This is a genomic window from Acidiphilium sp. JA12-A1 (assembly GCF_000724705.2).
In the GTDB taxonomy this organism is placed as follows: Bacteria; Pseudomonadota; Alphaproteobacteria; order Acetobacterales; family Acetobacteraceae; genus Acidiphilium; species Acidiphilium multivorum.
Genome location: NZ_JFHO01000016.1, coordinates 1 through 12,564, shown reverse-complemented (window position 1 = coordinate 12,564; position 12,564 = coordinate 1). Strand labels below are relative to the sequence as shown.

Annotated in this window: 10 protein-coding genes; 4 read left to right on the top strand and 6 right to left on the bottom strand. The window is 68.8% G+C overall.

All coding sequences use genetic code 11. The annotated features are described in order from the left end of the window. Positions 1-123 precede the first annotated feature (123 nt). The gene (locus RT91_RS03475; protein WP_007424019.1) at positions 124-1,971 is read right to left on the bottom strand and encodes a methanol/ethanol family PQQ-dependent dehydrogenase; all 1,848 of its coding nucleotides are present in this window, start codon (positions 1,969-1,971) and stop codon (positions 124-126) included. A gap of 297 nt (positions 1,972-2,268) precedes the next feature. Between RT91_RS03475 and RT91_RS03470 the strand changes: the two genes are divergently transcribed. Both RT91_RS03470 and RT91_RS03465 read left to right on the top strand, forming a co-directional pair. After that, positions 2,269-4,275, top strand: coding sequence for a sigma-54-dependent Fis family transcriptional regulator (locus RT91_RS03470; protein ID WP_007424020.1), 2,007 nt, complete (start codon positions 2,269-2,271; stop codon positions 4,273-4,275). Beyond that, positions 4,272-4,832: a nucleoside 2-deoxyribosyltransferase gene (locus RT91_RS03465; protein ID WP_012040314.1), complete on the top strand. Its 561-nt coding sequence runs from the start codon at positions 4,272-4,274 to the stop codon at positions 4,830-4,832. The genes RT91_RS03470 and RT91_RS03465 overlap by 4 nt, the downstream gene beginning before the upstream one ends. Here the strand turns inward: RT91_RS03465 and RT91_RS03460 are convergent. Further along, positions 4,726-5,796, bottom strand: a complete 1,071-nt coding sequence (locus RT91_RS03460) for a hypothetical protein (RefSeq protein ID WP_007424018.1) — start codon at positions 5,794-5,796, stop codon at positions 4,726-4,728. The genes RT91_RS03465 and RT91_RS03460 overlap by 107 nt on opposite strands. Next, positions 5,796-7,253: an MBOAT family protein gene (locus RT91_RS03455; protein WP_035185759.1), complete on the bottom strand. Its 1,458-nt coding sequence runs from the start codon at positions 7,251-7,253 to the stop codon at positions 5,796-5,798. Before RT91_RS03455 ends, RT91_RS03460 begins: the two co-directional genes overlap by 1 nt. Positions 7,254-7,402: 149 nt before the next feature. Between RT91_RS03455 and RT91_RS03450 the strand changes: the two genes are divergently transcribed. Both RT91_RS03450 and RT91_RS03445 read left to right on the top strand, forming a co-directional pair. Beyond that, entirely contained in the window at positions 7,403-8,539 is a 1,137-nt protein-coding gene (locus RT91_RS03450; protein ID WP_035185744.1) for an ATP phosphoribosyltransferase regulatory subunit, read from the top strand. 4 nt (positions 8,540-8,543) lie between these two features. Beyond that, positions 8,544-9,833: an adenylosuccinate synthase gene (locus RT91_RS03445; RefSeq protein ID WP_035185743.1), complete on the top strand. Its 1,290-nt coding sequence runs from the start codon at positions 8,544-8,546 to the stop codon at positions 9,831-9,833. Positions 9,834-9,866: 33 nt separating this feature from the next. Here the strand turns inward: RT91_RS03445 and RT91_RS03440 are convergent, their stop codons facing one another. The 3 genes from RT91_RS03440 to RT91_RS03430 form a co-directional block, all read right to left on the bottom strand. Further along, complete coding sequence (locus RT91_RS03440) at positions 9,867-10,805, bottom strand: ABC transporter permease (protein WP_007422062.1); 939 nt, start codon at positions 10,803-10,805, stop codon at positions 9,867-9,869. A 9-nt stretch (positions 10,806-10,814) separates the two neighbouring features. Next, complete coding sequence (locus RT91_RS03435; RefSeq protein ID WP_007422061.1) at positions 10,815-11,756, bottom strand: ABC transporter permease; 942 nt, start codon at positions 11,754-11,756, stop codon at positions 10,815-10,817. A 10-nt stretch (positions 11,757-11,766) separates the two neighbouring features. Then, a partial coding sequence (locus RT91_RS03430; RefSeq protein WP_035185742.1) for an ATP-binding cassette domain-containing protein occupies positions 11,767-12,564 on the bottom strand: 798 nt, incomplete at its 5' end.

Below are 12,564 nucleotides of genomic sequence, written 5' to 3'. Positions count from 1 at the left end.
TCAGCATGACCGACCGCGGAGGCCGGTACCTGTAGTCGCCGGGCGTCCACCGGAGGCGGACTGGAAGAAAAAAGCTCCAGCCCGGGCAGGGGAGCAACCCGGGCTGGATGGTCACGACGCGACTCAGTTCGCGCTGGCCACTTTCGAGGGCAGCGAGAACACCATCAGCGTGCCGCCAAGGTTCGTATAGTCGGTCAGGGTCGCGTTCAGACCCACGGCACCAAGGCCGGCCGACGATTTGTGCAGGTTGTCCGCCATGCCGATCGCGGCCCAGCCACCCACACCGCTCAGCACCGCGACATACTGCTTGCCGTCATGCATGTAGGTGATCGGGTTGCCGATGATGCCGGACGGCGTCTTGAACTGGTAGAGGATCTTGCCGGTCTTGATGTCGACCGCGCGGAACATCCCCTTCAACGTGCCGTAGAACGCGACATTGCCCGCCGTGGTCAGCGCACCGCCCCAATCCTGGAACATGTCGTGAATCTGCCACTCGGTCTTGCCGGTCATCGGGTTGTAGGCAATGAACCGGCCGCGATAGCCACCCGGTCCCGGGATCATGTTCACGATGGCGCCGACGAACGGGAAGCCCGCCTTGTACTTCACGTTGAACGCCTGGTAGCTCATGCACAGGTGGTTCAGCGGAGCGTAGAACAGGCCCGTCTTCGGATCGTAGGAGACGGGCTGTTCGTCCTTGTCACCCTGCGACGACGGGCAGATGTCCTTCACGTCCTTGCCCGCTTCGGTCATCTTCGCCGGGTCGACGATCGGCTCGTTGGTCTTCGGGTTGATGCCGGTCGCCCAGTTCACCGACGGATCGTATTTGTGGATCGCGATCGGGCTGCCGTTCTCACGGTTCATGACATAGCTGAAGCCGTTGCGGTCGAAATGCACCAGCGCCGGGACTTCCTTGCCGTGATACTTGACGTTGACGAGAACCATCTCGTTCACGCCGTCATAGTCCCAGCCGTCATGCGGGGTCATCTGGTAGACCCACTTGACCTTGCCGGTCTCGGGGTTGCGGGCCCAGATGGTCATCGACCAGCGGTTCTTGCCCGGGCGCTGGCTCGGGTTCCAGGTGCCGGGGTTGCCCGACCCGTAATAGATCAGGTTGAGCTTCGGATCGTAGGAATACCAGCCCCAGGTCGTGCCGCCGCCGACCTTCCACTCGTCACCCTTCCAGGTCTTGATGCTCGAATGCGGGCCGACGGGCTTGCCGGTCGCGCCGTTGATCGTCGTCGCCGGATCGATCAGCGTGTCCTTGGAAGGTCCCTCGCTGTAGCCGCGCCAGACCATCTTGCCGGTGTGGATGTTGTAGGCGGTGATGTAGCCGCGGACACCGTATTCACCGCCGGCGATACCGACGATCACGTTGTTGCCGACAACCATCGGCGCGCCGGTCATGGTCTGGCCGTCCTTCGGATGGCCATTGTCGGCAGACCAGACGACCTTGCCGGTCTTCGCGTTGAGCGCATAGAGCCGGGCGTCCAGCGCATCGACGAAGATCATGCCATCGCCATAGGCCGGGCCGCGATTCACGACGTCGCAGCAGGCAACCGGCGGCGCGTTGGAATCACGTGGCGGCGTATATTTCCACGCGATCTGGTCCGGATGGTTCAGGTTCACTGCATATACGTAGTTCGGATACGACGTCTCGTAATACATCATGTCGCCGATGACGATCGGCTGGCCCTCGAGACCGCGATCCGTGCCGGTCGACATCGTCCAGGCGACCTGCAGGTTTTTGACGTTCTTCGAGTTGATCTGGTCAAGCGTGCTGTAGCGCCAGTTGTTGTAGGTGCCGGTCGGCATCACCCAGTCATTGGGGTTCTTCTGCATCTGCAGCAGCGACTCGTTGGCGCTACCCGACGTGGCCGCCTGCGCGGACAGCACAAGCGCCCCTGCCCCGAGAATGCCGAAACTGGCCGCCAGCAGCGACCGCTTCAGCGATTTTGTCCCAAGTCTTGTCATTACGCTCCCTCCAAATGCGCGCCGGGGCCCCGCGGGCATCGGCGACGGACGTTTGACGCGTACCGGATTGCCCGGCTGGGACCATCACCAGCAATTCCCGTGCCAGCCCAAGCTAGGAGCCAAAGCCAGCGATTATCCTTGAGTCGCGGAACAGACTTGTCACGACACAAGCAAATCGGGGTGACAATCTGTAATTTGTGTGGAACACTCTGCCCCGCCAGACTGTTGCAATTCAATCCGGCGTTCAGACCGGCAATGGCACAGGCCGTAAAATTCGGTCAGGGGAGTGGCCGCAAGATGACCGACGCAAGTCATGACATGATGTACGCGGCGGCGACGTCCGCCGCAAAATCAAGCCGTGCGGCAAGCGGTTCCGCCGGACGCGAGGACTACATCGAAGCCGCCTGGCGGCGATGCCGAGACGATTACAGGCTGAATCCCGAAGCCCCGCCGGCAGCCGTTCATGTGGGCGGCGCGGCGCTGCGGCAGATCCGCGAGGAACATGCGTTGTTCGAGCGCCTCGGCCGGGTCGAGATGCACAGGCTGCTTGGCCAGATCAGCCAGCAGGTCGCCCAGTCCGCCACGGCATCGCGCTACGTTCTGATGCTGACCGATGCCGACGGCACCGTGCTCGACGTGTTCACCGATGCCGCGAATGCCGAGCGGGCGCGTGCCGCAAACATGATGCCTGGCTACATGTGGGACGAGCAGCACGCCGGCGTGAACGGTCCGGGGACGTCGCTGCACGACCGGCGTTCACGCGTTGTGCATCGCGAGGAACATTACTTCACCCGCAACAGCCGGATGACCTGTTCGGCAGCGCCGATCTGGGGCGCGAACGGCAGGCTGCTGGGCGCGATCGACGCGACATGCCTTGATTGTGATGACAGCCGCGCCGCCCAGGTGCCGACGATCGCACTCGTCAGCATGTCGGCGCGCATCATCGAGCAACTGCATTTCACCAACAGTTTCCGTGACTGCATGATCATGCGCTTCCATGAGCGCCCCGAACTCGTCGGCCTGCCGTATGATTCCCTCCTGGCGGTTGATTCGGACGGACTGATCCGCGCGGTTGACAATTCCGTGCCCTCGATGCTGGGCGCCGCCGGATACAATACGCTGGTCGGTCGCAGCGTGGCCGAAGTCTTCGACATTTCGCTGGACCGTCTGCTGGAGCATGCCGAAACCCAGCCCTTCGCCATCTGGCCGATCGCGCACGGAAACGACAGGCACGGCTATGCCAGCGTCTGGCCGGCGAAACAGACCCGCGCCCGCGCCCGCGCCGTCGTCAGCGCGCGCAATGCGCTGGTGGAGCGCGCACCGCTGCGGCCGCCGGCCGAGATGCGGCAACGCAAGCCTGAGCCGCGGGAACTCGTGGCGCTGGCCGGCGCCGACCGGGCCATGGCGCACAACGTGTGGCGCGCCGAGCGCGTCATGAACCGGGACATCAACATCCTGCTCCTCGGCGAGACCGGCACCGGGAAGGATACCTTCGCCCGCGCGATTCACCGCGCGAGCAATCGCCATGCCGCGCCGTTCGTCGCAATGAGTTGCGCGGCAATTCCCGAGCAGCTCATCGAAAGCGAACTGTTCGGCTACGAAACCGGCGCTTTCACCGGCGCGCGGCCGGGCGGCATGCGCGGCAAGGCGGTGGCCGCGCATGGCGGCACGCTGTTCCTCGACGAAATCGGCGACATGCCGCTCTCCATTCAGGCCCGCCTGCTGCGGCTGCTGGAAGAAAAGGAGATCGTGCCGCTCGGCAGTTCCACGCCGACTCCGGTGGACATCAAGGTCATCAGCGCCACCCATCGCGACCTTGAAGCGATGGTGGCGCGCGGCGAGTTCCGCATGGACCTCTATTACCGGCTCAACGGCCTGTCGCTGACGATGCCCGCCTTGCGGCAACGCTCTGACCGGCAGGACCTGATCGAGACACTCTGCGCCGAGGAAAGCGAGGGCGCATCGATCTCCATTACCCCCGCCGCGATGCAGGCGCTGATCGAGCACGACTGGCCCGGCAATATCCGCGAACTGCGCAACACGCTGCGTACCGCCCTGGCTTTCGCCGAAGCCGGGCGCATCGAGGTGCATCACCTCCCGCACATGATCGTCCGCACCATGCCCGCGCACGGCCCAGTCCCGCCGCAGCCCCTGGCAGAGGAAGATCCCGAGCGCGAACGGATCGTCGCGGCACTCGAACGGCATCACTGGCGTATCGCCGCCACGGCATCCAGCCTCGGCATCAGCCGCAACACGCTCTACCGGAAGCTGCACCGCTACGGCCTGATGAACGAACCGCATTGACTCGCCGGCCCGTCGCCTATCTCGCCGGGCCGGACCTGTTCCTGCCCGACGCGCACGCCCATGCCGCGCGAAAGGTCGCGATCGCCGCCGGCCACGGCATCGATGCGCTCGTCCCGCTGGATGCGCCGGCACCCGAACGCCAGCCGGGCGAGGCGCTGTGGCGGGCGATCTTCCGGCAGGATGTCGGGATGATGGAGGCCAGCGACATCATCATCGCCCATCTCACCCCCTTCCGTGGCGCCTCCGCCGATGCCGGGACGCTGGTCGAGCTGGGCTGGTTCCTCGGCCGCCGCCGGCCCTGTTTCGGCTACTCGAACGCGTCCACGCCCTTCGCCGCGCGCAGCCGCCGCCAAATCGCCGCGCTGCCCGATCCCGTTAGCGATATTGCGGTCGAGGATTTCGGCCTGGGCGACAACCTGATGGTAGTCGGCGCGCTGGAGGGCGGGCTCGTCACCCCGCCGGAGGGCCAGGACCTGCCCTTCGACTCGCTCGCGATGTTCGAACGCTGTGTTGCGCGGGCGGCAGCGTTTCTTGCGGGCAGGTCGCCGCCAGGCTGAGCATCGCCGGCGCCGGCGCGACCAGCCGGCGATGCAGCAGCCGGGCAAGGCCGCGCGCCACCAGCATGCTGTGAAAATACTGGCAGGGCTGTGCGAGGTGGTCCTCGCTGTTGTAGAAATCGGTGCGCGGATACCGGCTGTGATTGGCGAGTTCGAGAAACCGCCCGCCATGCTGCCGATAGACCCCGCCGATCGCGCTTATATCCGCCTGCGGCAGCCTGACATCGCGGAAATCGGTCGGCAGCCCGCCGATCACGATCACCCCCCGCGCCGCCGCGGCGGCGACGAACCGGCCGATCAGCACCGTGCCATACCCGTCCCGGATCGCCCGCGCCGACGGCTCGACCCGATGCAGCCCGGCGAGGAAGGCGCGGTCGGCGGTCGCAAGGCTGGTGCCGATCTCGTCGCCCTCCGCATCCTCCTCGCGGGCGAGGCGGGCGCGCAGATGGCCGAGCCCCGCCGCCCGCGCCGCCATCTCCGCCAGCGCCTCCAGCCCGTCCGGCATGGTGTTGTCGAAGGCGGCGCCAAGTATCCGCCCCGGCGGCATTTGCCACAGCAGCGCCCGGTCGTGGCGGAAGAGCATGGCGCCATCGACATCCATCCGGTTCGCCGCGCGGCTGATGTCGTATTGCTGCACCTCCATCGGCAGATAGACGATGTCGCCGCGATGCAGCAGCTTCAGCCAGCGGAGGAACAGATCATCGAGCCCGATGCCGACGGCGATGCCGCCACTCTCGCAAGGCAGCGCCAGCATCGCGCCGATCACCCGGCAGGAATGCGAATAGGGCCCGTTCGACCCGGCGAGGATCACCAGCTTCGGCGAAGGCAGCGCCGCGCCGCGGGCGAGCTTCTCGCGCATCTCCAGCCGCAGCAGGCCGAGCGAGAGCGGGCGGTCGAGCACGAAGGCAAAGGCGGCAAGATAGAGCGCGAGCGAGGCGATGGCGCAGAGAACAAGCCGGCGCATCAGAACTGGAAATAGATGAAAGGCCGCGCATAGGGCGCAAAGATCAGCGCCTGCGCGGTGAAGGCGAACCCGGCGATCAGCGCAAGGCCGCGCCCGCGCCCCCCGAGCGTGTGGATGTCGCGCGCCCCCAGCATGATCCCCCAAGCCAGCGCGATCAGCGCGCTCCCCTGCACCACGCTCATCGTCCGCGCCGCGCCGAGCCAGGGCAGCACCGCGACCGGCTTGGCAATCGCGCCGAGCGCGGGGATCGCGGCGATGATCTGGCGCGGCAGCAGCACGCCGCCAGCGCCGACAAGCCCGCGCAGCACGATCCGGCAGGCGGAGAGGCTTTCGGCGCGGAACGGCACCCAGGCCAGCAGCACGGCAAGCAGCGTCAGCCCCTGCGCCACCAACCGCGGCAGGCGCGTTCCAAACCGCCGCCACTGGTGATGGATCACGAGATACAGCCCGTGCAGCCCGCCCCACAGCATGAACGACCACGCCGCGCCATGCCACAGCCCGCCGAGCAGCATGGTGATCATCAGGTTGAGATTGCGGCGCGCCTCGCCGCGCCGGTTGCCGCCGAGCGGAATGTAGAGATAGTCGCGCAGGAAGAACGAGAGCGTGATGTTCCACCGCCGCCAGAAGTCCGAGATGTCGCCTGCCTGATAGGGGCTGCGGAAATTCAGCGGAAAGCCGATGCCGATCATCCGCGCCAGCCCGATCGCCATGTCCGAATAGCCCGAGAAGTCGAAATAGATCTGCGCGCCATAGGCGAGCAGCGCCACCCACGCCTCGATCAGCGACAGCGAATGCCCTGCGGCGGCGGCGGCGAAACCCGGATCGGCGAAACGGGCGAGACTGTCCGCCAGCACCAGCTTCTTGCCGAGGCCGAGGAGAAAGATCTCGATGCCGCAAGCGAGATCCTCCTGCCGCACCCTGCCGCGATGGCGGGCGAATTGCGGGATGATCTCCCCTGGCCGGACGATCGGCCCGGCGATCAGATGCGCGAAGAAGGCGACGAAACAGGCATAGTCGAGAAAGCCGCACTCCGGCACCTCGCCGCGCGCGGTATCGACCAGATACATCACCTGCTGGAAGGTGAAGAAGCTGATGCCGAGCGGCAGCAGGATGCAAAGCGCCGGCGCGGGCAGGCCGAGCAGCGCCGCCCCGCTCGCCGCCAGCAGCCCTGCATACTTGAACCAGCCCAGCAGCAGCAGGTTCGCCGCCAACCCGCCGACGAGCCAGCCTCGCTTCCGGCGCGAGCGCCGCATCGCACCCGCCAGCAGATAATTGCCGAGGATCGATCCGGCCAGCAGCGGCAGCAGCACCGGCTTCCACCACCCATAGAACACGAGGCTCGCCAGCAGCAGCACGCCGAGCGCCGCCCGCGCCCCGGCAATCCGCCCGGCCAGGGCGAAGCCGGCGAGAAAGACCGGCAGAAACCCGAAGACGAAAAGAGCCGAGTTGAAAAGCACGATCAAATACCCGCTTAGGTTGAAATCACCTTGCCACGCGGCGCGGGCGATTTCCACCCCGAATTGGCCCCGGCGGCACCGGATGCTATAGGCCGCGCGAGACCGGCCCCTTCGGGCCGTCCCCACGCCGCGCCGGAACCCGCATCGACATGACCGACGACCTGCCGCCCCACCCCGCTTTGCTGCCCGCGGGCTTCACCGACCTGCTGCCGCCGGACGCCGAGGCCGAGGCAAGGCTGACCGAAACGCTGACGGCGAGCTTCGGCGCGCATGGCTATCAGCGGGTCAAGCCGCCGCTGGTCGAGTTCGAGACCACGCTGCTCGCCGGCAGCGGCGCCGCCGTGGCCGAGCAGACCTTCCGGCTGATGGACCCCGAATCGCAGCGCATGATGGGCGTGCGCGCCGACACCACGCCGCAGATCGCCCGCATCGCCACGACAAGGCTCGCCGCCGCCGCCAGGCCGCTGCGCCTGGCCTATGCCGGGCAATGCCTGCTGGTGCGCGGCTCGCAGCTCGCCCCCGAGCGCCAGGTCGCACAGGCCGGCATCGAGCTGATCGGGCCGGACGTGCCGGAGGCCGACGCCGAGATCATCGTCACCGCCGTCGCCGCCCTCGCCGCCACCGGCATCGGCGAGGTCAGCGTCGATCTGACCATGCCGCCGCTGATCCCCGCCCTGCTGGGCGACACTTCGGCCCATGCCGCCCTCGTCCGCGCGCTCGACCGCAAGGACGCCGCCGAGATCGCCGCCCATGGCGGCGCGCTGGCCCCCACCCTGCTCGCCCTGCTGGAGGCCGCCGGCACCGCCGAGACCGCGATCGTCCGCCTCGCCGCGATCGACCTGCCCGCCCCGGTCCGCGCCCTGGCGGACCGGCTGAGCGCGACCGTCGCCGCCATCCGCGCCCTGATGCCCGCCCTGCGGCTGACCATCGACCCGGTCGAGTTCCGCGGCTATCGCTACCATACCGGCGTCGCGCTCACGATCTTCGCGCCCGGCCGCCAGGCCGAGTTCGGTCGCGGCGGGCGCTATCTCTGCGACAATGGCGAATCGGCGACCGGCATCACCCTCTACCCCGACACGATCCTCGCCGTCGCCCCGCGCCCGGCCTCGCGCCCGCGCCTGTTCCTGCCCGCCGGCACGCCGGCCGAGGCCGGTGCCCGCGCCCGCGCCGAGGGCTTCGCCACCATTCGCGGCCTCGCCGCCGCGGCGGATGACGCCGACGAGGCGCGCCGCCTGTCCTGCTCCCATCTCTGGCGCGAGGGACGCGCCGTTCCGCTCGAAGGATAACGCCATGGCAAATGTCACCATCATCGGCGCGCAATGGGGCGACGAGGGCAAGGGAAAGGTGGTCGACTGGCTGGCCTCCCGCGCCGATGTCGTGGTCCGCTTCCAGGGCGGGCACAATGCCGGGCACACGCTCGTGGTCGGCAACCAGACCTACAAGCTCTCGCTGCTCCCCTCCGGCCTCGTGCGCGGCAAGCTCGGCGTGATCGGCAACGGCGTGGTGGTCGACCCGGTGGCCCTGCTCGCCGAAATCGGCCGGGTGCGCGAGCAGGGGCTGAACGTCACCCCCGAAACGCTGCGCATCGCCGACAACGCGCCGCTGATCCTGCCGCTGCACGCCGCCCTCGATGCCGCGCGCGAGGCCGCCCGCGGCGCGCGCCGCATCGGCACCACCGGCCGCGGCATCGGCCCCGCCTATGAGGACAAGGTCGCCCGCCGCGCCATCCGCATCTGCGACCTCGCCGAACCCGCAACGCTCGACTGGCGGCTCGACGAGCTGCTGCTGCACCACAACACGCTGCTCGCCGGCCTCGGCGCACCCACGTTCGGCAAGGCCGAGCTGATGGACCAGCTCCTCGCCCTCGCGCCGCAGATCCTGCCCTTCGCCGAACCGGTCTGGGAACGCCTGGCCGAGGCGAAGAAATCCGGCGCCCGCATCCTGTTCGAGGGCGCGCAGGCGGTGATGCTCGATGTCGATCACGGCACCTACCCGTTCGTCACCTCGTCCAACACCGTCTCCGGCCAGATCGCCGCCGGCGCCGGCGTCGGGCCGGATGCGGCGGGCCGCGTCCTCGGCATCGCCAAGGCCTATTCCACCCGCGTCGGCTCCGGCCCCTTCCCGACCGAGCAGGACAACGAGACCGGCCGCCTGCTCGGCGAGCGCGGGCATGAATTCGGCACCGTCACCGGCCGCGCCCGCCGCTGCGGCTGGTTCGACGCCGCCCTGGTCCGCCAGGCGGTCAAGGTCGGTGGCATCCAGGGCCTCGCGCTGACCAAGCTCGACGTGCTCGACGGCATGACGACGCTGCAAATCGGCGTCGGCTACCGCATCGGCGGCGAAACCCTGCCCCATCTGCCGCCCGGCGCCGCGGCGCAGGCCAAGGCCGAACCGGTCTATGAAACCATCGAGGGCTGGTCCGGCTCGACCCGCGGCGCCCGCTCCTATGCCGACCTGCCGGCGCAGGCGATCAAGTATGTCCGCCGCATCGAGGAACTGGTCGAATGCCCGGTCACCCTGCTCTCCACCAGCCCCGAGCGGGACGACACCATCCTGATGCAGGACCCCTTCGCCGACTGAGGCCTTCCAGCTCCGCCGCGCCGGAACGGCAGGTCATGGTCCCTGTGGCGTCGCGACGGCGAGGACACCGATGATGACGCCGCCCGTCGCGATCAGGCGGACACCCTCAGGCATGTGCAGCAGGTTGAGCATCGTAACGAGCAGCCCGAGCAGCATGGCCGAGCCCCAGAGGCCGGGCGGGGCGGGGTCGCCGCCGGCGATCGAGGTGCCGCCGATCACCACCACGGCGATCGACATCAGGAGATATTCGCGCGCCATGTCGAGCGAGGCGCCGCCGGAATAGGCGGCGAGCAGGATGCCGGCGATGGCGGCGAGCAGGCCGGAGGCGAGATAGACCAGCGAGAGCGCACCTCCAACCCGAAAGCCGGCGAGCGAGGCCGCCCGGCGGTTCTGCCCGAGAGCGAGCACCGCCCGACCCGCCCGCGTGCGCTGGAGCCCGACCGCGCAGGCGGCGGTGAGCAGGATGAACAGCACCGTCATCGCGGAGACGCCCAGCACGCGGCCAGACGTGAACGCCGCGAGCAGCGGCGAGGGCTGCGTCACCGCGTGGCTGGAATAGGCGATGGCGGCAGACTGGTAGATGAAGCCGGAGGCGAGCGTGCCGACCATCGGCGGGATGCGCAGCAGGCGGATCAGCGCCAGATTGAAAAGCCCGGCACCGAGGCCGATGAGCAGGCCGAGGGCGAGGCCGGAAAGCAGCCCGGCATTGCTGCCGTGCATCGCGCCGGTCGCTAGATAGCCGGCGAGCGTCATCACGCCGGGGATCGACAGGTCGATATTGCCCGGGCCGGCGGTGATCACCAGCATCTGCCCGAGCCCGGCGATGACAAAGAATGTGGCGAATTGCAGCGCGATCGAGAAGGTCTGGAAACTGCCGGCGCCGGCGGCGATGACCACGATCGCGAGGTAGACGACCGCCGCCGCGAGATAGGACCAGATCCAGCGCGGGGCGTTCGCGAAGCGTTGTCCCATCCGCCGCTCCTATGCCGACCGCGCCACGGCGCGCAGGCCGAGCACCACGATCAGGATGCCCCCCTCCACGCTGAGCTGCCAGCTCGTCGAGATGTTCACGAAGGACAGCACCGAGCCTGTGAGCAGCATGATCAGCGTGCCGGTGACGGTGCCGACCGGCGAGACGTCGCCGCCCACGAACTCGCCGCCGCCGACGATCACCGCCGCGATCGAGGTCAGCGTGTATTGCGCGCCCACCGTCGCGTCGCCGGAGGTGTTGATGCCATCCAGCAGCAGGCCGGCGATCACGCCGCAGGCCCCGGCGATGCCGTAGAGCAGCATCCGCCCGCGGGCGAGCGACCAGCCGGCCTGCTCGACCGCCTTCGCATTGCCGCCGATGCCGCGCAGGACGGCGCCGCGCGCGGTGCGCATCAGCAGCAAATGGCCGAGGAGCGCGGCGCCGGCGAGCACGAGGATCGGCAGCGGCACCAGCGGCGGCGAGAGGTTGACGAAGCCGGCGATGAGGGACGGCGCGCCGCCGCCGGGCGAGGGCAGCAGCAGCAGGGCGCAGCCGAGCCAGATGAACGAGGCGCCCAGCGTCACCACGATCGAGGGCAGCCGGCGAACATGGATCAGCCCGCCCATTAGCGCGTAGGCGCCGATCGCCGCGGCGAGGGCGAGGAGGCCGGCGGCGGGGGCGCGGACCAGCAGCGTCGCCGCGATACAGGATGTGAGCGAGATGAACGGGCCGATGCCGAGATCGATGTCATTGATGGCGATGACGCACATCTGCGCCATGCTGGCGAAGACCGCCGGCATCGCGAGATCGAGCAGCAGGCCGATGCCGAAATAGCTGAGGATCGCCGGCCGTATCCAGAAGATGATGCCGAACATCGCGGCCAGGGCGGCGACGGGCAGGGCGATCTTGAAGCGTGGCAGGGCGGCTGCGAGGGCGGGTTGGCCGGCGGGCATCGCGGACGGGTCAGCCGGCACGGGCGAAGCCGCCCCCGGGCGGCGCCGAGGCAAAGGAGGCACGGATCACCCGGTCTTCCGAATAGGCGTCGCGGTCGATCGCATCGGTGATCCGGCCGCGGCTGAAGACATAGACCCGGTCACACTCGGCGAGCTCGGCGTTCTCGGTGGTGTACCAGAGGATGGCATGGCCGCCGGCGGCGTGCGCGCGCATCCGCGCGTAAAGCTCGCGCTTGGTGCCGACATCGACACCGCGCGTCGGATCGTCGAGCAGGAGGATATCGGCCCCGGAGGCCAGCGCGCGGGCAACCAGCACCTTCTGCTGGTTGCCGCCGGACAGGCGGGTCGCGAGATGGGAGACGGAGGGCGTGCGGATCGCCAGGCTCCGCGCCCACGCCTCGGCAAGGGCGCGTTCGGCGGCGGGATCGATCAGGCCGAAGCGGGAGAGCCGGCCGAGCGCGCCGGCGGAGATGTTGCGCATCACCGACCAGAGCGGAAAGATTCCCTCGCTGGCGCGGTCGCCGCTGACATGGGCGATGCTGCCATTGACGGCGAGGCCGCGCTCGCGGTGGCGGGCGGCGGCGAAGACCCGGTGCAGGAACGCCCGCTGGCCATGACCGGCGAGGCCGGCAAGACCGACGATTTCGCCGGCATGAACGCGCAGCGGCAGCGACTCGCCGTCCTGCGCCGCGGCCTCGACGCGCGGCACGCCGGCGCTGCGCGCGCCGCCGGCGTCGCGCCCGGCGGGAGCGCGCMCCTCGCCCATCATCGCGACAAGCCGGTCTTCGTCGAGCCCGGAGGCGGGCGC